At 36.5% G+C, this 20,554-nt stretch carries 22 protein-coding genes; 3 read left to right on the forward strand and 19 right to left on the reverse strand.

Going from position 1 to position 20,554, the window contains the following annotated elements; all coding sequences use genetic code 11:
- Positions 1-19 precede the first annotated feature (19 nt).
- The 5 genes from CD039_RS12285 to CD039_RS09955 form a co-directional block, all read right to left on the reverse strand.
- Entirely contained in the window at positions 20-673 is a 654-nt protein-coding gene (locus CD039_RS12285; protein WP_412072758.1) for a 5-methylcytosine restriction system specificity protein McrC, read from the reverse strand.
- On the reverse strand, positions 670-2,799 hold the full coding sequence (locus CD039_RS09940; protein ID WP_103372179.1) for an AAA family ATPase: 2,130 nt from the start codon (positions 2,797-2,799) through the stop codon (positions 670-672). Before CD039_RS09940 ends, CD039_RS12285 begins: the two co-directional genes overlap by 4 nt.
- 20 nt (positions 2,800-2,819) lie before the next feature.
- Positions 2,820-3,554 carry a midas domain-containing protein gene (locus CD039_RS09945; protein WP_103372180.1) on the reverse strand — a complete coding sequence of 245 codons (735 nt, stop codon included), beginning with the start codon at positions 3,552-3,554 and terminating at the stop codon, positions 2,820-2,822.
- Positions 3,555-3,834: 280 nt separating this feature from the next.
- Positions 3,835-4,161, reverse strand: a complete 327-nt coding sequence (locus tag CD039_RS09950; RefSeq protein ID WP_103372181.1) for a hypothetical protein — start codon at positions 4,159-4,161, stop codon at positions 3,835-3,837.
- Positions 4,162-4,239: 78 nt separating this feature from the next.
- Positions 4,240-4,809: an LPXTG cell wall anchor domain-containing protein gene (locus CD039_RS09955; protein WP_103372182.1), complete on the reverse strand. Its 570-nt coding sequence runs from the start codon at positions 4,807-4,809 to the stop codon at positions 4,240-4,242.
- Positions 4,810-5,019: 210 nt separating this feature from the next.
- On the opposite strand from CD039_RS09955, the gene CD039_RS09960 reads away from it, so the two are divergent.
- Positions 5,020-6,006, forward strand: coding sequence for a hypothetical protein (locus CD039_RS09960; protein WP_103372183.1), 987 nt, complete (start codon positions 5,020-5,022; stop codon positions 6,004-6,006).
- Between the two features lie 404 nt (positions 6,007-6,410).
- On the opposite strand, the gene CD039_RS09965 is transcribed toward CD039_RS09960, so the two are convergent.
- From CD039_RS09965 to CD039_RS10030, 14 genes are all read right to left on the reverse strand, one after another.
- Positions 6,411-7,346 carry an AEC family transporter gene (locus tag CD039_RS09965; protein WP_103372184.1) on the reverse strand — a complete coding sequence of 312 codons (936 nt, stop codon included), beginning with the start codon at positions 7,344-7,346 and terminating at the stop codon, positions 6,411-6,413.
- A 231-nt stretch (positions 7,347-7,577) separates the two neighbouring features.
- Positions 7,578-7,922 (reverse strand): hypothetical protein, encoded by a 345-nt coding sequence (locus CD039_RS09970; protein ID WP_103372185.1) that lies wholly within the window; start codon positions 7,920-7,922, stop codon positions 7,578-7,580.
- Between the two features lie 5 nt (positions 7,923-7,927).
- Positions 7,928-8,692 carry a hypothetical protein gene (locus CD039_RS09975; protein ID WP_103372186.1) on the reverse strand — a complete coding sequence of 255 codons (765 nt, stop codon included), beginning with the start codon at positions 8,690-8,692 and terminating at the stop codon, positions 7,928-7,930.
- A gap of 117 nt (positions 8,693-8,809) precedes the next feature.
- Complete coding sequence (locus CD039_RS09980; protein WP_103372187.1) at positions 8,810-9,619, reverse strand: hypothetical protein; 810 nt, start codon at positions 9,617-9,619, stop codon at positions 8,810-8,812.
- Positions 9,620-9,785: 166 nt separating this feature from the next.
- Positions 9,786-10,730 carry a tagatose 1,6-diphosphate aldolase gene (locus tag CD039_RS09985; RefSeq protein ID WP_103372188.1) on the reverse strand — a complete coding sequence of 315 codons (945 nt, stop codon included), beginning with the start codon at positions 10,728-10,730 and terminating at the stop codon, positions 9,786-9,788.
- Positions 10,731-11,666 carry a 1-phosphofructokinase family hexose kinase gene (locus CD039_RS09990; RefSeq protein ID WP_103372189.1) on the reverse strand — a complete coding sequence of 312 codons (936 nt, stop codon included), beginning with the start codon at positions 11,664-11,666 and terminating at the stop codon, positions 10,731-10,733. It lies immediately after the preceding gene.
- A 9-nt stretch (positions 11,667-11,675) separates the two neighbouring features.
- A complete protein-coding gene (locus CD039_RS09995; protein WP_103372190.1) occupies positions 11,676-12,788 on the reverse strand; it encodes an SIS domain-containing protein in 1,113 nt (370 codons plus the stop codon).
- 329 nt (positions 12,789-13,117) lie between these two features.
- Positions 13,118-13,843, reverse strand: coding sequence for a GntR family transcriptional regulator (locus tag CD039_RS10000; protein WP_103372191.1), 726 nt, complete (start codon positions 13,841-13,843; stop codon positions 13,118-13,120).
- Positions 13,844-14,143: 300 nt separating this feature from the next.
- Positions 14,144-14,983 carry a CPBP family intramembrane glutamic endopeptidase gene (locus CD039_RS10005; RefSeq protein WP_103372192.1) on the reverse strand — a complete coding sequence of 280 codons (840 nt, stop codon included), beginning with the start codon at positions 14,981-14,983 and terminating at the stop codon, positions 14,144-14,146.
- A gap of 23 nt (positions 14,984-15,006) precedes the next feature.
- A complete protein-coding gene (locus CD039_RS10010) occupies positions 15,007-15,339 on the reverse strand; it encodes a helix-turn-helix transcriptional regulator (protein ID WP_103372193.1) in 333 nt (110 codons plus the stop codon).
- Between the two features lie 170 nt (positions 15,340-15,509).
- Positions 15,510-16,175: a hypothetical protein gene (locus CD039_RS10015; RefSeq protein ID WP_103372194.1), complete on the reverse strand. Its 666-nt coding sequence runs from the start codon at positions 16,173-16,175 to the stop codon at positions 15,510-15,512.
- Positions 16,176-16,247: 72 nt separating this feature from the next.
- Positions 16,248-16,682 carry a hypothetical protein gene (locus CD039_RS10020; protein WP_142384384.1) on the reverse strand — a complete coding sequence of 145 codons (435 nt, stop codon included), beginning with the start codon at positions 16,680-16,682 and terminating at the stop codon, positions 16,248-16,250.
- A 90-nt stretch (positions 16,683-16,772) separates the two neighbouring features.
- A complete protein-coding gene (locus CD039_RS10025) occupies positions 16,773-17,099 on the reverse strand; it encodes a hypothetical protein (RefSeq protein WP_103372196.1) in 327 nt (108 codons plus the stop codon).
- Positions 17,100-17,274: 175 nt separating this feature from the next.
- Entirely contained in the window at positions 17,275-17,766 is a 492-nt protein-coding gene (locus CD039_RS10030) for a hypothetical protein (protein ID WP_103372197.1), read from the reverse strand.
- Positions 17,767-17,952: 186 nt separating this feature from the next.
- Between CD039_RS10030 and CD039_RS10035 the strand changes: the two genes are divergently transcribed.
- Positions 17,953-18,711 carry an SDR family NAD(P)-dependent oxidoreductase gene (locus tag CD039_RS10035; RefSeq protein ID WP_103372198.1) on the forward strand — a complete coding sequence of 253 codons (759 nt, stop codon included), beginning with the start codon at positions 17,953-17,955 and terminating at the stop codon, positions 18,709-18,711.
- Positions 18,712-18,992: 281 nt separating this feature from the next.
- Entirely contained in the window at positions 18,993-20,525 is a 1,533-nt protein-coding gene (locus CD039_RS10040) for an SLC13 family permease (RefSeq protein WP_103372199.1), read from the forward strand.
- Positions 20,526-20,554 lie beyond the last annotated feature (29 nt).

Raw genomic sequence — 20,554 nt, forward strand, 5'->3', positions numbered from 1 at the left:
TTATTCCGTCATCAACAACCTATGGAATATGAGAAGCTGAGACAGAGATTTCAGGAAATTCTTTCTTATAGTATTCTAATATAAACTTTTCATATAGACGTGACATCCGCTGTTCATCTACAAAGTCCATGAACTGTTTATTGCCCTCTTTTGTAGTTTGAATCAAGCCTTCAATAATTAAATTACATATTGAAATCAACATTTTGTAAGTTCGATTGTTGCTAGTAAATCGTAAATTCCAATTTATTTTGCGATAGTTTAAAATGTCTACTTGTTCAAAATAGAATGTAAGTCTTTTTATTTCTTTTTTACGCTTTTTCGGAATATCTGATTTTAGTAAAAGTGTAAGTGTCGTTTTAATAATCTGATTCATGTAATTATTGGGTGAGTATTCATCAAAAGAACAATGCAAGCGTTTGTTAACAATGTCTAAATCTTTAATAGAACGAGTTACATTTATTTTTCCTCGTATCGTAGAGAGCGCATCTTCCTGTTCAATGTATTCATGATGTAGACCTCTTTTAATCTGGTTAGATAAACCTCGTATCAAAATCGCAGCATAAAGCTCTGTTGAATTCACGAAGTCCTCAGTGGCCAAATTCTTGTATTTATCTTCTTTTAACACTGTGAATGCATAAGAGAGCATATAATAAATGTTATTAATCTTTATCATCGAATAGCACTTCTTAACGTATCGGCCCAAATATCAACTTTAGATGGCTCATCAAACCAATATTCTTTTAATAATGGAATAATCTCAAATTCTACGATATTAGATAAAATAGTATCTGTTACTTGCGTTAAATTACTGAAATAACTATGACCAATAATAAAATCTTCTCCTAACATTTCATCATTTCGTATATCATTATTTAAATCCTCTACTCGTTGAATTAATGAATCAAACTTAGGACTTTGAAGCTTTTCTTGATACTCTTTAAAGCCCTCAGTAGAGAAACCGGCACTTATATCGAAGAACGCGAAACGTCTACGTAATGCATAATCAAGTATAGCTAAACTACGATCTGCTGTGTTCATAAGTCCTATAATATAAACATTGTCTGGCACAGTGAATTTTTCATCTGCGTACAATAATTCAAGCTCTGAACCACGCTTATCGTTCTCTATAAGCATAAACAGTTCCCCAAATATTTTACTTAAATTACCACGATTAATTTCATCGATGATAAAGAAATAATCATGATCCATATCTTGCTCTGCTTGCTTACAGAAATTATAAAAAGCACCTGTATGAAGCTTAAAACCTGTTTCTGTCGGTCTAAATCCCATTATAAAGTCTTCATACGAGTAACTTTGATGAAATTGAATCATCTTAACGCGGTTTTTGTCTTTCACTCCCATAATCGAATATGCTAAACGTTTAGCTGCGAAAGTCTTACCAACGCCTGGTGGACCTTGTAAGATCACATTCTTCTTCATTTCAAGTAGTTGAATTAAACGATTGTAATGTTGTTCACTTATAAACACTTCGTTTAAGAAGTCTTCACTACTATACTTTGGATATTTGATTTGTTCTTTACCTAAGTCTTCTTCACTACTAGTAGTAAATATGTCGTTCAATGCTTCTATCGTATCCTTATATGGAGTGATTTTGTATAATTTTTTATTTTTGAGCTTAATTGGAGTTGTCCATTCTCCTTGCTCTTTCCAATCGATTTGACGTATATTTTTGAACTCTCCATTAGGTTCGTAAACTTGTTCAGAAGTTATCTTGCCCCAACCAAGCACTTTAGACTGTTCGAAAGTAGCGTATACAATATCTCCAGCTTTCATTTCGTGAGTAAATTGCAAAATAGCGTTGGCAATATTGTTGTAACTACGATCTGTATCATTTGTTTCTTGGAGTTTCTCTTTAATTTGTTTTTTATCTTCGTAAGTTGAAAAGTCGCCTAATTCGTTAAATCCTAGAGCAATAATACTATTTTCTAAGAACTCTCTCCATTTAGTCTCTTGAGAGTCCAGTGAAATTGTCCAATAATTCACTACTTCAACATCTTTATCGGCATCTGAAGTTTCAATTTCTCTATTCTTATCTTTAATTTCTTGAGAATATTTCCAAGCTTCGTAATATAAGTCAACAAAACTATTCATCACTGTATCAGAGCTTGATAAATATTCTTTTAATTGTTTTACAATTTTTAAATACTGCTTAGCTGATATTTTATTTGGGATTTTTTCATTATGATTAATATATTTATCCGAAATTTTTTCAGTCTCATAAACATATTGTGAAGTTCTCCAATCCAAACTTGAATATACTTCTGGGGCAATCCAATATAAGCCATTGGTTACTTTATTTCTTCCATTACCTTTTTGTTCTATTGACATATCGAAATATTTCATAAATTTTTGTTGATATTTTTTATTCTTGGCATAAGCTAAAGCATTTTCGAATAATGACCATAAGTTATCGATATCGTTTTCTTCTCGATCTCCTAAAAAATAATAATAGGTCGCGTTCATTGTATTAATTGTTGGTACACTTTCAAAGTTAGTTGGAACTTCGGAGTTAATATTGAAAATTTCAGCAACAGTCTCTAAAATTTTTATTTTATTCGAGTCCTTCATAGCACTCTTATTAAATAATCCGAATACAGTAAATGGATCAATATCCACCAATTGATGATTTTTTTCTAGTTTTGGCATCCTTATATTTGTTGTTACATATATCTTTTTTACATTCTCAATTAGTTCTTCACGGTTATTCTTATATTTTAGTAATCTTTCAGCAAGTTCTTTGTAGAAATCAATCCATGTTCTATCTATCTCATAGGTCATACTGATTCTCCTTTTTTAGCCTAATTAGATGTTTGCTTTTCTTTTTCTATTTGTGCTTTACTGTAGTCATTTACTAAATCAAAGACCTCTTTATATTGATCTGATGGTACATCTTCGGAACTAGTTTCGTATACTGGCATACCTTCTTTATAAACGAATGTATTGTAAAAATCAGTAGTTGTATTATAAATATCTTTATTAACATAACCATCTTTATCGTCTATAAATCCATCTGGTGAGGTGATTGCTCCACCACTATCAACTATTTCACCTGTATATTTATTTACAATAGCATAATTTTTAACTGACCCATTAATACCTCCAAAGGGTGTTTCAATAAAAATTTCATTATCTGTACTTCGATCTTGATTATAGATCAGTTTATTTTCGTCCGTAGTTAAACTTTGAACATCGTCTGCTTTATAAGCAATCGCTTTCGCCTCATCAATTGAGATAGGTTCATTATTTTCGGCTACTTGATCGCTATTTTCAGCATTATTATTTGGGTCTTCATTTTCAAACTCTTGATTTGGATTCGATTCATCATCTTCAGAGTGATTCTGTTCATTGTCATTCGTTTGTTGCTCAGATTGATTATTCTCTGTTTGTTGCTTAGACTTATTTGACTTCTTATCTGTTCTCTCTGAAGTTTCATTCTCTTTGTCATCTTTACGATTCTCGTCACTATTGTTTCCACAAGCACTTAGCAGTAAGACAGATGATAAACCAATTGTCCATAAAGCTTTTAATTTCATAAATACATCTCCTATATTATATTCACATTCAATACTAACAGACTTTTACTATTTTGTAATACTATATTTTTATAATTGAGTAGCATGTATAGGTTTATAAAAAAGTAAACCCGACAACTACTCTATATAGTCATCGAGCTCAATTACTACTACATCATATTTTGTATGTTATTAATTATTAATGCTCTACTATAAATATTTATCAACAAAAAACGGCTAGTGAGCTTGGTCACTAACCGTCGAATCTGGTATTATTCTAATCGTTATATGTAACACTTATTTATTCATCATCTCTATCTTTAGTTCTTTTAAATTTATCGCCATCTACTTTAATATGATCTTCATCTATTATCTTAACTTTACTTTTAGCATCACCATCACTTATTTCAAGAGTATCTTTCTTTTTAGTTTCTTTAACTTTTCCAGTCACAAGTGTAATTCCCATATGTTTTAATTCCGCTTTATCATCTTTAATTTTTAAATATATCTTCTCTCCGGATTCTTTGTACTCCCATTTACCTTGTACTTTTTCTTTAGCACTTTTACCACATGCTGAGAGAGAAAGTACTAGTGCACATACAACGCATATCATTACTAATTTTTTCATGATATTCATCCTCCTTAAACATTCCAAAAATTAAAGCTTCTTCCTTAGCAAGAGAAAGAAGCTCCGATTTGTTACTGCTTACTTCTTAGCAAATTTTCTACTAGCTAATACTCCTATACCAAGTACCAATGCCATTGAGCCAATAATAATATTTACTGCAGTGTTATCGTTCTGACCACTATCTGGCAGTTCAGTAGTTTGATTATTAACTTTTTGATTTTGATCAGTTTTTGCTGTAGAGGCATCTTGTTGTCCATTGTTATTTTCAGCTTTTGGTTGTTCAGATTCGGAAGTTTGATTGTTATCTTCTGCTAAATCGTAACTTCCGAATTTGGTAAATTCATCATTAGCTAAACCGCTACTTTTAACCTCCCCATCTTTATAAACACGATATACACTACCACCTACATGTGATTTATTATGCATATGGATTTCATAGTAGTCACCTTTGTCCTTAGGGTCAGAATATTCACCTATATCTGGATTCATACCATGATCTGAACTTACATCTTTCACTATATCCACAGCATTATCGTCATTTACTTCGGAATATTGTTCAGCTGCATCTGCATGATTAAAGCCCATACTACCTGCTAAAACAGCACCAGATATTGTCATCGAACTTAGAATTTTTAAATTTTTTGACATAAATAATACTCCTCTCCCCTTAGATAGTGTGAACTTACCATACATCATATTTAATAGCAATATATTTTTATAATTAATTCTAAATAGTTCATTATTATCATTAAGCAATTATCTAATAATCATCATATTGCCGAACAACCTTTATTAGTATATAATAAGCTTATTATCCACAGAAATAACTTTACATATTATGACTTCAGGAGTGTTTTTATGAAAACTATTTTCAAACTTATACCTATTCTTTTACTAGTTGGAACTTTATATGCTTGTGGAAATGATGAAAGTACAAATGATAATAATGATGAAAGCTATAAACATGCTTCCAACAAAAGTGACTCTTCTAAAAAGGATAATGACAACAAAAATAATACTGAATCTAAAGAGGACGATGCGCAAAAAACTAATAAAATTGAGTTACATGATTACATGAATTCTTCTAAAAAGAAAATTATGTACAGAGTAGCAACTAATATATATGGGGAACCTACAAAAAATGGAGATCAATTTGAATTAGAAGATGTGAAATCAAAAATAAAAGGTTCTTTCGATAAAGACGGTTTCTTAGACAAAATAGTAGCTGTCCAAAACGGAAAGACACGCCAGTTTAAAATTGAGCAAATCGATTCTGCTTCATCAATAACTGGGAAAATTAAATATACATTTAATGAATGTCTTAAATACGACACTGATAAATTGATGGATAAATTTGACCATTATGAAGATAAACATAGTGATCAACCATCTAAATTTGTCGAGCCACGAAAAGCTGCGAGATTAGATGAAGAAGGTAATGTTTCTACAACATCATATTTATTTGGACAAAAAGATACAGGTCACTCGTATGATAAAGATGCAAATAATCGTGAATATAAAGAGTTAAAAGAGGCATTAAAGAAAAACAATCCTTCTCATAGTTCTGTAGATGACGATAAAATAGAAAGATATTTTACATTTAATACTTCTATTAAACCATTTGAATACAAAGGTCAATATTATTCAGGTTTAGCTTATTATAGCGATGCCGGTCATGCTGGGAATATTGAAAGATTATTGCTTGTTCCTGTTGACCATAAGAACGATCAAATTGTTCTAGACGATAAAAATTATTTCAATAAAGATGAAATTATCGGTTATAAAGATACAGATAAAGGTGAAAAAGAGAAAAAGGAAAAAGAAGACGAGTTAGATAACCTTTAATTTCATTGTGATATTATTCATTAAGTGAATTTCTGATTAGAGTCTTTTATGAGCGAATCATAAAGGACTCTTTTACTATTTTATAGAAAACTAAAAGCCCCTCTCTTTGCCCTAAGAGAGAAGCTTTCTAAAAATAACTGTAATATATCCCTAACTCTATCGCCGTGTTCCCAATTTATATTCTGCTCGCTAACGTGCCCGTAAGCGTTGTTGCGTTCAGAACTTCAAAGGTCGAGACAACATGTCATCCCGTAGCCTTTGTATCTTGAACTTATCACACATCATATTTCATCGCAATATATTTAGAAATCTAATTATAGACACGTCAATTATCATTGTAATGCATTTTTAACTTTGTATTATATTGTTTTAAAATTAATTTTAAAGCGTTAACCTACTAAAATTTAAACAATCCACTTCGTTAAAGTTAAGAACAATGGAATTGTGACGATAGAAAGCACTGTACTACAGAATAGCGTAGAAGCCATCTCTTTCTGTAACGTGTTGAATTTGATCGCCATAATTACTACTACTGAACCTACAGGAATGCTGACCGCTAATGCTGTATAGTGAATCGTTTCATAAGAACAGTGGAGTAGTTTTAGCACAAAAATAACAATGAGCGGTGTAACGATATTTCGAATAATGACAGAAAGTATCACGTTAAAGTTAAAAGCAATCTTCTGCGTATAGAGGATAATTCCTGATGTAAACATCGCAATTGCAGGAATGGCCATACCCATAATTTCACCCGTTTTAATAATAATATGTGGCATTGGGAAACGAACTAAAAGTAAGATTACGGCCACTATAGGTGCTAATATCACAGGTTCCTTTAAAGTAATCAGTAAATTTCTCATAAATGAGACGTTATGTTTATTATTCTGAGAAGCAAGCATGATGAAAGTCATCGGTTGTTGAACAAGCGCAATAGCGAACGCAGCTGACACGATCAGCACAGTAGTAATGTCGTCACTCATGAAAGGGGCGAGAATCGGTTTACCGATAAATGGTACCGCCGCTGATGAATACGCTAAACTGCGTAAGGCCGTCTTTTCCGGCGATAATGAACATATGTAATGTAAGACCAGGGTAAAACAGACCATAAAAATGCTGAGTGAGAGAAATATGATAAAGAATAAATTCAAATTATGTAGTAAAGTCTTGATAGGAATTGATAATATGGATGAGAATAAGCTGAATGGCAAGAGATATTGAATCACGATGAGGTTAAACGTGTTGCTATCACTGAGCGTAAAATGTTTTTTGACACTCGCATAGTACCCAATAATTAAAAGTAGGACTATGGGCGTTATTGCAGAAATCGCAATAGAAAACATAACAATCCTTCTTTCTATCAATTGGAATAACTTAACTACTATATCACAAATAATTTAATTATTGGGGAGTACGTTTGGTGGCGAAAAGAGTTGTGTTGGAATTTAACCTGTTTCTGATGCGATTTCTATATTCGTACATACTAAATAAAGCCTCCCAACTCACTAAGTTGAGAGACTAAAATTTTATATGTCCGCCTTATTATGCTTTGAACCAAACTCTAATAATTTAAATCAATCATCTTTTTTCTTTCTGGTAAGCATTGAACCTTTAAATTCATTTTTATCTTTCTGAATCAAGTGGTTAGGTTTATCAGTCATCGTGTAATAATAACCAGGATTATTCTCATTAGCTTCTTGTTCAAGATAATGACGTTCTTGAGCAGTAGGTTGTACGACGATATCAATAATATCCCCAGTCTTTTTATCTACGAGTCCATAGGAAGACATTGGCTTACCTGTAGCACTCGAAGAAGGGAAAGTCACATATTGATACTTATCGGTACTCTTCGCTTTATCATAATGGAATTCTTCAAGTGCTCTTGCACCTTGACCACTATGACTATACCAGTCGTACACCTTATCTATTGCTCCTTTTCGGAAACCTCACCTTTATCTTCATCCTCATCAGAGCCATCATTTTCATCTTTATTTACAGAGTTATCTTGTTCTTGGTTCACATTATTTGAATTATCGTTGTCACCTTTATTGGCAGATTTATCATCATTTTGGTCGTTATTATCTGAGTTTTGGTTTTGTTTTTTATCCACGGGATTATCTTGATTTTGTGAAGTATTGTTAGAATCTTTGTTTTCCGTCTTACCTACTGAATTATCTTGGCTTTGTTGAACATTTTCTGATTTATCGTTGCCCACATCACTTTGTTCATTACTGTTATTACTATTTTCTTCGTGTGTATTATTGTGGCTACCTGACGAGTTATCGTTTTTAGAGTTGTCTTGTGAGTTATCTTGTTGGTAATTGGAACTTGATTCTATTGAACTGTTATCCTCTTTATCGCCACTGTCTACGTTATTGCTATCAGTGTTGTTTGTTTCTGTATTATTTGTCGTATTATATTCATTGTAAACATTGTGCGTTTCGTTACTACCATTGTTGCCATTATCTGCTTGGCCTTGGTCTTGATCGCTTGTAGTTCCTACATCTTCTGAATTATCATTATTTGAGTTATTATCTTTGTCATCATTAGATTTCTTATCTTTATCATGTTGTTCCTTATCAGGATCATTTGATTTTTTATCAGAATCCTCGTGATTTTCTACATTTCCGCATGCTCCTAAAAGTAAAGTCGAGGCTGCCACACCCATCAATAATTTCTTAAATTCCATACATATCTCCCTTTTTTCTATAGTTGATATATAGTCTATCAATTATATGGTAACAAAATATTTATATTGCCTACAAATTGATGATTACTATCTTTTATAGGGTGAAAATGTACGATCTTATCCATTATTTTCAGTTCTCTTATTCAACATTACTTGTATGTATAATGCGATTAATACTTCATCTGGATACACGTTCTTATTTTCTCGACTAATTCTTATATTGTGTCGCTCTCCTCTTCTTTTAGTAATGTGACTTTTACTCAGATCAAAAAAGCTTCTTTCAGCAGAAAATACTTCAACATTATTCTTTGAAATCACCGTATTCATACTAAAATAAGGATTGTTAAATTGATAAGCACCTTTGTTTGAATCAAAGATGAAAGGAAGTTGCTGTTTCATCCCCTTCTCTTTAAATAACTTCTGCATCCTTAAAATCCCGATATAAGTGTTATCTAAATAAACTTCATAATGTGCATGTAGGGACCAAAATTTAATTCGTTTTATCTTTACTGTATGATTCTCTGACTTCACAAACACTCCAAAGAGTGGAAAGAATCCGGTAATACTTATCCACTTTTGAATAATATTATTAAAGTTAGCAGTGTAATACATAGTATTATTACCATGTATCGGAATATACTGCTTATCCATTGTCACATATGGTGCTTGATAGAAGTATTGACCATCTTCAAAAGCTTGTAGATTATTGGAGTTTTCAACATCGTATAAGTTAGAAAACTGTTTTTGCGTATATCTTCTATATAAAATGAAGCCTATCATTATGCCTAACGTAACAACCCATAATAAAATCCATTGCCACAAATCTTTGATTGGGAACATTTCTCCCGTCTTTAAACTATGAATCCCTTGTATAATTAAGAGTATTGATATCCCAATCCATACTACAAAAACGCCAAATATCCCCATTTTCTCAAACCACCTTAAATTGAAGTACTCATTTTTACAATACAAAAACCACTTCCACCCCAATATTATAGAAGAAATGTCACTTGTTCTTCTACCAGCATCGGAATGAAAGTGGTAGTTATTGTATATATTTATCTAGTTTTCGACGATTACATCAACTTTTACCTTACTCAATCGGCGTCGCATAACGCTCGTTCACCTCATTGAGTGCTTGTAAGTTGCGAAGCCCTTCTTCTGCAATCCACTGACGTGCTGCTTCTTCGCCTTCTTTGACGAAAGCTTCGGTCGCACCTTTCCATGTCGCACGACCGCACAGTACGCCGTTGAATGTTGAGCCGGATTCTTTCGCGAACGTTAATGTGCGTTGGAAGAGGTCTGCTGAGATACCACCACTTAAGAAGATGTACGGTAATGTTGTACTTTCCGCTTGTGCTTTGAAGTGTTCGGCCGCTTCTGCTTGTGTATAAACGGGTGTCTCTGCTCCCAATCCTTCAACGAAATTCATATTTGTAGGCGTTTCGACCTTTAATACATCCACTTTGTAACGTGGGGCACTAAAGACTTTCATCGAACGAATGACTTTCGATGGGCGCAATTTCGCATATTCTGAACCCTTTTCATCCTGTAACTGACTGTCGTAAGTCAGAATTTCGAGTAAGAACGGCATGTGTTCCGCTTCACATTCACTACCGACACGCTCAACGAAAGCATGCTTAATGGCGTTCGTCTCCTCAGCGTCGTCCACGTCGTAATACAACAGAATCTTCACGGCATCAGCGCCTGCTTCTTTCAAACGTTGTACGGACTGGTTTAATACCAAGCGAGGTAAGCGTCGATCATCACCTTTGTCATAGCCTGTTTGTTCATAAGATAGGATGAGTCCTGCATGCGCATCACGACGTTTGGATGCAGGCAAGCCATATTCCGGGTCGAGCAAGATACTCGAACCATGTGGCGTGAGGATTTCAGACACGAGACCTTTGAAGGTGCTCATGTTCTCGTCCGTTGCTTGGTCTTGTAAGAGGCGTTTCAAGGCGCCTCGTTGGTCAATCGCGATTGCGGCGAAGATACCGCGCTCGTCTAGTAATGGGGTTAAATTTTTGTTTGTCATCTATACCATCTCCACTTGAATTTGTGTCGCAAAGTGTTCCACTTGCGCTGGATCGATTCGTCCAGTTTCTTTCTGCATTGCGTTAGACATTCCGCATGCGAGTGCGTGTCGTATGAGTCGTTCAGGCTGTTGTTTAAAATGTGTCTTGCCGTACGCTATACCTGCTACGGTTGAGTCACCCGACCCTACTGCGTTAACCGCTTGAATCGTTGGTACTGTTGCACGATAAATGTGATTGTCGAGTTTGATAATGGCGCCTCGTGCACCTAACGTTAGGAAAACGTCGATTTTTTTGAGTAATGTATGCGTTTTCATAAGCTGGTAAAAATTTTTCTCCGAATCTGGATGCTCGCCTACTAATTGCGCAAACTCGTCTTCATTCGGCTTGATACAGTGAATAGGAAGACCGCTTTCGAGTGCTAACTTTAAATCATCAGCACGTGTATCAAGAATCGTGTATTGGGCTTGGGCGGTAGAAAGTACCTCGCGTAAATGTTCAAGCGCCGTAGCACCTTCAAACTGCGGCGAACTACCACTCATCGTCATAACTTCTGGATGTACGTGAGATTTCAATTGATCTATATAATTCGCTTGTGCTACCTGTGATATAACAGGGCCCTTTTCCAACACCTCCGTCTGACGCTGACCATCATTAATCGCTAAACATTGGCGCGTCTCGCCTTCGATCGTGACCGCAGACACCGGGATGTCTAAACGATCAAGTTGACCCGCTATCCAACGGCCATTCGCACCACCTAAATAGGCATACGCATGTAAGTCTGCACCAAGTTGCGCCAGCACCTTTGAAACATTGATGCCCTTGCCTCCTGCATTTTTAATCGTCTCAGTCGGACGGTGAACGTCGCCTAAATGAAAGTCGGGCACCGTATACGTGATGTCGACAGAAGGGTTAAAGGTATGTGTCACAATCGTCATAGCGCGCCCTTACCCTTCGTACTCATAAATCGTCACGCCTTTCACGACGCGGTTAATAAAGCTATCCGGACTCGGGTTATCAGGATTCAGACCGAAACTCACCGACTTCTTACTCGCTAAGAGCTGACCGAAGATGAGATACGTCAACGCAAGCTCGAAATCATTGAAGTCCGCCACGAAATCTAGCTCCGTCGCGAACTCAGAATCTGCTTCGTCGCGACCGAGAATCAGAATATCGTAATCCGTTTGGCCATCTTCAATCTCGTGAATGAGATCTGTTTCATAACGACGGCGGTAAGCATCATTACTCCGTAACATGATAAAGAGCGAATTGTCGTTCAGCCCCGCTTTCGGACCATGGCGGAAACCGAGTGTCGTCTCACGTTGAATCTCGATTCGACCCCCAGTGAGCTCATTGAGTTTCAGAGACACCTCACGCGTAATCTCACCGATGAGTCCCGTACCTACGTAGAACACTTTGCGAAATTGGTTATTTGACGCTACTTGGTTAACGATAATTTCAAGTTCTGTAAAATACTTCTCAATCGTGTCGTAGAAGTGGTCTGTAACTTGGCCACCAAATAAGAGATAAGCCGACAATAACATCGTTGAGAAACTCGACGTCATCGCAAGCGACTTGTCATTCGTCTCTTCAGGAAGCACGATGCGGAAGACATTGTCCGCTTCATATTGCGCTAAGTAGCCATCCTTGTTATTCGTGATGAAAATATGGAAGACGTGTGGTGTGATTTGATTCGCCAACTCCACTGTTCCTTTCGTTTCAGGACTATTGCCTGAACGTGCGAAAGAAACCACGACGTAAACTTTGTTAGATTCGATGAAAGATTGAGGGTTCGTCACGAAATGCGTCGTCGAGACATTTTCAAACTCCCAATCTGGATGTAGCTGATTGATTTCTGATAGACGTAGCGTGTCGCCCACGTAAGCCGAGGAGCCCGCGCCCGTGAAGAGCACCTTGACTGGACGCCCGTCAGCATAGTTGTTCACACGTGTGACGAATGCGTCGAAGTCGGATTTGTAGTCGTCCACGATATCGCGCGTACGACGCCACATCTCCGGTTGTTGCCGAATTTCTTTGTAAGTATGTGTTTCATGTAACATACCTTACACCTCCGAAATTGGTTATGTTGTCATAACCAGTTAATTTAGTAGAGATGACGAGTGCGTGTGGTGTTAAAGTCGCGACTCGCCTCAAGTTATGCGTAGTGTTGGGGGGGTTGGGGAAAATGCAACCTACTAAAAATCAAAAGTGGGTGCGCATTTCCTATTAAGTAAAAATTATCTCTACTATCTGCGAACAATCGAGGTATACGTCTACCTCATTTACCAAAATCCCATCTACCCTCGACTAAAAATCGAAAATGGTGTCTATTCGATATCTAAATTCACGAAAATCGAAAAAGTGTGCCTCGCTTATTAAATAAAACGCACTATTTCCGATTCTGAATTAACTTCACCGTATATTTGTAGTCTTGCGCTTTCGCTACAGATTCCGTAAATTCGACAATACGGTTATCGACGTAGCTATGGCGCTCGATAAACATACACACGTCATCTGGCTCCGTTTCTAAATACGTCGCCTCTGTCGTGGACATTTTACGAGAAGTTAACGTTTCATACGCATAATCGATTTCGATTTGATAGTAATCATGCAATGTCTCGTACAGTGAGTGCTGGTTGAAGTCAAAGCGATCGAGGCCTTCACACATGTGGAGTGGCAAGTACGTCGTTTCATAAATCAACGGTTTCTCGTTTGAGAGACGTAAACGACGCAATTTATACACTTTCTGAAACTCCGTCAACTGCATGTGTTGTTGCACATATGACGGCGGTTCAATCGCTTCAATACTGAGCATTATCGTGCGTGGCGTATCCCCATTTTTAACAATTTCGTCCTTGAAACTATAGAGATTATCCAACATCTGGTTATATTGATTGCCCAAGACGTAAGAGCCACGGCCGTGCTCAGTGCGCAGGTACTGATGCTCCTCCAGATGCTTCAGTGCCTCACGAATCGTAATCCGACTCACATCATACTCGAGCGACAATTGCCGTTCAGAAGGGAGTTTCTCCCCCTCTTTGTATATTCGATTCTTGATCTTATCTTTGAGATCCTCAAACACTTGAAGATACAAAGGCATTTGCAAATTACTCATGATAACTCCTAACTGGTTATAACCACTTTTAGTTTATACTAGAAATTTTGATAAGTAAATAGATTTGTAAAAGGGTGGAGTGAGTGTATTACGATATCAAAAAATAAGTATATCTATTTTTTCAATGTTATGACTCTCGCGTGCTTATGGGACCACACTCAACTAATTCTTTTCGCTCAAAGAGCTCAAAGAATGGATTTTCGTTGTGGTCTAGCTCCATCAAGCGTCTCGAGTCCACATTGAAAACTAATCACCTATTACTTAATTAAGTTATGTCTCACTTCAATTTTTTAATGTCTTTTACTTACTTTCTATTGAACTTTTTTTATAATACGCAATCCCAAGAATTATAATACCTAAAATGTAAGCACTTATTGAAATAATAGAGGCATCCATCCCATACTCTCCACCTGTTAAAGCAACGTTATTCGTTTTAATAGTATACTGTAGAACTCCTATTCCCTCGTTGTGTGTACTAATGTTGATTAAACCAAATAAATTCCACATCATATGTAAATAAATACTTGCCCATATATTGTTAAAAATAAGCATAGCTAAACTGTATAGTATACCTGCTAACGTTCCACCAATCATCAATAGTAACAAACTAGTACCACTTAACATCCCATTAAATAAATGTAACGAAGCGAAGAGCAAACTTGGGATAATTACTGCAACAAACATGTTAAATTTCTTAGCTATATAACTCACCATTACTCCTCTTACAGTCAACTCTTCTACTATAGGAGCAGCTATACTGCTTATAAATACAGTGTCAATAATTGTAGTATACATTGATACATTATGAGTATAATTCGGAATCTCAAAATGTCCATCTACGAATAGTAGATAAATAGCGATAGTTAACGTCGGTATTAAGATGCCAAGTACAAACATGCTAGGGTAAAATCGAAATGACTTAATGTTATAATTTGATAATTTATCATTAAGCACCTTAGTGATAAACAACTTAATAAGTAAGTATGCAGCAATAATATAAGTTATAGCATGCAGTACACTTTCAATTCGATTCCATTGAAATAAATGCCACAATAAACCTAAATTTTGAGCAATAACAGTGATAATAAAAACACTAATTATCATTCCTATTATTTTCAATATCTTAACTATAGAATCCATTACTATTCTCCTTATTCAGTAGTTTATGGTGCAAATATTTGTCCTAGGGTTCCGCAGATTATGATTAAAGCAATAATGAGGACCCACCATCTTTTAATGAGGAAATCCCACATATTCGTCGGGTTAGTCCTCTGTGCTTGTGTAGATTTGTCTATACTTTGCTCTCCAGTTACAAGCTCATCTACAGTTACATCGAATAGTTGCGCTAATTGAATCAACATATCAATATTCGGTTCGATGGTCCCTTGTTCCCACTTAGAAACTGTTTGTCTTGTCGTGTAGAGTTTTTCTGCTAATTCTGTTTGGGTCATTTCCGCATTTTTACGATATTTTTTAATTTGATTACTTACTTTCATCTTCTCACCTCTTACTGCATAATATACCAATATCATATTTAACATTGTGTAACTTAAGTGGATCATTTTCTTGAAATCAGCTTACATTCAGCCTCTGTTCTATAACATAATAAAAAGGCTAGACCCCCGGTAAGTCTAACCTCTATTGTCGTATTAGTCCTCGCTTATTATTAACTACCTGCACCTGCTGAGGATGCACCTTGACTACGTTCAATGTGAAGATTCATAATCGCTTGCGCATAAAGTGCGAGCCATAGTTCTGGTGGATAGTCTGTGGCGTTTTTCGTAATATAGATACGATGTTTTTCGCCACGTTTCTTCGTTACTTTATTTTTACCTAAATCGAAGAATGACCGCTTCGCTTCAAAGAACGTTTTGTCATTTTCTGTAATTTCAATTTCTGTACTGAGATAAGGATTAGAAAGTTCAAATTCGTGTTCGTCGATAAAGAGTTTATAGGCTAGCTGTTTCTTAAATCCTTTCTCTTTAAAGGGTTTCTGCTTACGGAATACACCCATCTTCTCGCCATCCAAATATACATCGTATTTCGCATTATACATAAACCAATTTGCCCGCTTGAGCCAAACTTGATGATGTTCGGAGTTAATTATCGTTCCTTGATAACTTCCCCCTCCCATATAGTAAACCCAACGCTGAAATTTCGATTTAAACCATGGACTAAACGTTATTTCTTCAGAATCTGCGTTATAAATCGTAATCGGATCATCTTTCCAAATCATGAGTGGTGTTTGGTAAAAATATTCACCTTCTCGTAAATTCAATTTTTGAATGACTTCTTTGTTATCAAGCTCTGTAGAATTTGATTTTTTGAACATGTCTGCACGTCCTTTATTTAAATTTAGATCTCTTACATTTTCTAGATATCTAATCTCATTTGGCTACGTTTTCTAAAATCGAGGCCCAGACATCGGCCCCATAGCAACGTTATTAAAGATTTTAAGTCCTTCCTCGCTATTCAAATTCGTTTGAACATAGAGTGCAACTAATATTTCAATAGGTACAGGTAAATCATTGAGCGCTTTCTCTACTCTCAACTTTTGAGAAATACCTCTTACCTGAATCGCATAGCGAATCTCATCTTGTTGACCTTTGAATGCAGTAAGCAGTTTATCGCGACCGTGTGTCAATTGAGTCACTGTACTTTCATAACCTTTATCTAACTCAATCGTTTCATTAACTGTAATCAATTTATAGGCCATTTTACTAAAATACGCTTTCTCACGAATAAGCCGTTTCTTTCTATAAATTCCTACATATTGATTATCTACGTAAACATGATATCTTACCCTTAACGAGAACGGATTTATGCGTTTCAGTTCCACTCTATGGTCTGAAGAAGTCAACTCAATACTTGTGAGTGGCCATCCTACATAGATGTAAAGCCAATTCTGGAGCTTACTTTCCGTATGAAGTTAAAAGGACATCTCAGGATTACCATGTACCGTAATCGTTTGGTTAGCGAAAGCAAGTCTCGGCGCATGGTAATAATATTCGTTAGGTTCTAAATCGAACTCATAATTCTGCTCGGCTTTGTGATAATCATGCTTGTAAATCTTGTACATCATTCCCCGGGAAATAAGGAAGATGATAAAGACAATGGCAACCAACCCCCAGAGGGCAAGTCCGAACCAAAGCGTTGGAGTGATCAATGTCTGATTTGTTATTAAACGATAAAGTATGTAAATCACCATGGCTATGCTGCCGACGATGAGTAGTAGAAAAGTGCTTAATGTACGCACAGCTGTGCCTCCGTATTGTGAATTTCACTTACCTCTAGACTAGCATAAATTAAGAAACGAGTGAGCAGATATCTGAAATAAAAAATCCCCTCACTATTTGAAATAATGAAGAGATTTAATTGGTCATTCTTATGAAATTGTTTTGCAGTTTTAGGATTATCTGCTGTCTATAATATTAATTTTCGCCTGCAGCAGCTTTTTGGATTCTTACACGCTCAACATAATCTTCATAACTTTCATCTTGATCTGCATAATTCCATCCAGCGCCGCCACCACCAGCACCACTTGCTTTTTCTTCAGGCGTTGGGTGGTCTAAAGCGTATTGACTTTTCTGTGCTTCTTTATAATCTTCATAGGAAGGGTCGCCTGGCTCCATCTCAAAATCAGTATCTTTAACTTCTGCACTACTACCTTGTTGCTCACTCTCTCCACCTTGAGATTGCGTTTCACTACCTTGAGTACTCTCAGCTGATTGCTCGCTATCCCCCTCTTCTTTAAATCCAAATTTTTGATGGTCATCGTGATGTTCTGTTTCTGTATCTTCCTTCGCTGTTTTATGTGTGTTTTTATCATCTTGTCGATCTTTATTTGCTGAATCTTTGTTTTCTCCGCATGCACTTAGAGCTAACACTGAAATAAGTACGATTGTAATTAAGTATTTTTTCATTTTCTCTACTCCTTAATTAAATTCAACTTATTATACCACTTTTTTAATATATTTAGTTACAATATTTTAAAGTAATTGAACAACATGAAAGTCACAGAAACTTCATTACTTTTATCTTATAGAGCTGAAATTGTGAAGAAAAGAGGGAATAGTAATAGTGAAGAAAGTAAGAGGGAGCGTGTTAATATGTTAGATTTAACAAATCAAGTAGCTTTAGTCACAGGTGGCGCGAATGGTATCGGTAAAGGTATCTCCGAATCACTCGCAGAAGCTGGTGCTAAAGTCATCATCGGCGACATAGACGAAGAACAAGGTCAGAAGACTGCAGAGGCGCTTAACGGTAAATTCTATAAAATGGATGTCACTGATAAACAAGCAGTTCAAGACATCGTGGATCAAATCGTTCAAGAGTTTGATAAAATTGATATTCTTGCTTCAAATACCGGCGTTTATCCACAAATTGAAATTGAAGATTTAACAGAAGAAGATTGGGATTATATTCAAAACATTAACTTAAAAGGTATGTTCTTCGTTACGCAAGCCGTTTTAAAAGAAATGAAAAAACAACAATATGGCCGTGTCATCATTACTTCTTCAGTAACTGGACCTATTACAGGTTATCCTGGATGGGCACATTATGGTGCTACGAAAGCAGGCCAACTCGGCTACATGCGTAGTGCTGCGCTTGAATATGCGAAATACGGTATCACTGTCAACGCCGTACAACCAGGCAACGTCCTTACAGCAGGACTTCAAGCTCAAGGTGAGGCTTACCTCGACGGCACACGTAAGATTATCCCGACTCACGAATTAGGTGAACCCGCTGATATCGGTTACGCAGTATCTTTCTTCGCTGCTAAGGAAGCGAAATTCATCACTGGTCAAAGTCTTGTCGTTGATGGCGGCCAACTCTTACCAGAAGAACCAGATGCGGTTAAAGATTGATTATATCATTTGAGTGAGTATGAACTGATTTTCTAAAGTTCTGCAGAGCTTGATTTTCTCGCACTTTTTAAAATACTGTTTCAATATTTTCACATACTATTTCTCGACAAATACTTGAAAGCTGTTAGCCTCCGAGCTAGCAGCTTTTCATTTTTAAGCGACACGATATTTTGGGATTTGTGAAAATCTTTTTCTCTAATAATTTGTGAAAATTTTAACAAAGTAATGAATTGTATGTCATTTATTAGTAAAATAGAGATGTAAAGAAAGGAAGCGTTAACATGGGAGAAAATACAAAAACGAAAAATCAGAAACAGACTACATTTAAGCCACTATGGTTGATTATTAGTATCATCGCGCTCGTCGTGGTGTTACTACTTCCAACGCCTGATAGCTTACCATTCATGGCGAAAGGGGCACTTGCAATACTGCTCTTTGCGGTTATTCTATGGGTCACTGAAGCTGTAACCTACCCCGTTTCATCAACAATGGTGGTGGCGCTCATCATCTTGCTCGTAGGGTTCAGCCCAGTCGGAGATTTAACGAAAGAGCTAGGTAACCCTCAAGCAAACGGTCACGTCTTGAAAGGCGACGACATCATGGGCACAGGTAACGCGCTCAAACTTGCATTCAGCGGTTTCTCATCAAGTGCGGTCGCATTGGTAGCAGCAGCGCTATTTTTAGCAACTGCAATGAAAATCACTAATTTGCATAAACGACTCGCACTTTTAGTATTATCTGTAGTAGGAAATAAAACGAAAAATATCGTGATTGGAACGATATTAGTTGCGATTGCGCTCGCATTCTTCGTACCTTCCGCAACCGCTCGTGCAGGTGCCGTCATTCCAATCCTACTCGGAATGATTGCCGCATTTGGCGTTTCAAAGCAGAGTAAACTAGGCGGTTTGCTCGTCATGACAGCAGTTCAAGCCGTATCCATTTGGAACGTCGGTATCAAGACAGCCGCGGCTCAGAACATCGTGGCGATCAACTTTATCAATGCGAAACTTGGCGTCGACGTATCATGGGGTCAGTGGTTCTTATACGCAGCACCATGGTCGATCATCATGTCCATCGCCCTTTATTTTATTATGTTAAAAGTCATGCCACCTGAGCAAAAAGAGATTTCTGGCGGTAAAGAGCTAGTCAAAAAACAACTAAATGAGTTAGGCCCAATTACTGGAAAAGAATGGCGACTCATCGTTATTTCTTTATTACTGCTCATCTTCTGGGCGACTGAAAAAATATTACATCCAATCGATTCATCATCTATTATCTTAATCGCGTTAGCCATTATGTTAACGCCGAAAATTGGAATTATGTCTTGGAAAGAAGCAGAAAAACAAATTCCTTGGGGTACAGTCATCGTCTTCGGTGTCGGTATTTCACTCGGTAACGTGTTACTACAAACTGGTGCAGCACAATGGCTCAGCGACAAGACATTCGGTCTCATCGGTTTAGACAACTATCCGATTGTAGTAACAATTGCGCTCATTTCATTATTCAACATACTCATTCACTTAGGTTTCGCTAGTGCTACAAGCTTAGCATCCGCGTTGATTCCAGTGTTTATCTCACTCACTTCAACGCTACATCTCGGTGACCAATCCATCGGTTTTGTCTTGATTCAACAATTCGTCATCAGCTTTGGATTCTTGCTTCCAGTAAGTTCGCCACAAGCGATGTTGGCTTACGGTACTGAAACCTTTACAGTTAAGGATTTCTTAAAAACAGGTGTCCCTATCACAGTATTAGGTTACATTTTGGTCGTTGTCTTTAGTTTCACTTATTGGCACTGGTTAGGCCTCGTTTAATTCATTTTTGCATAAAAAAAAAGTGAGAT

The organism is Staphylococcus argensis, from assembly GCF_002902305.1.
Lineage (GTDB): Bacteria > Bacillota > Bacilli > Staphylococcales > Staphylococcaceae > Staphylococcus > Staphylococcus argensis.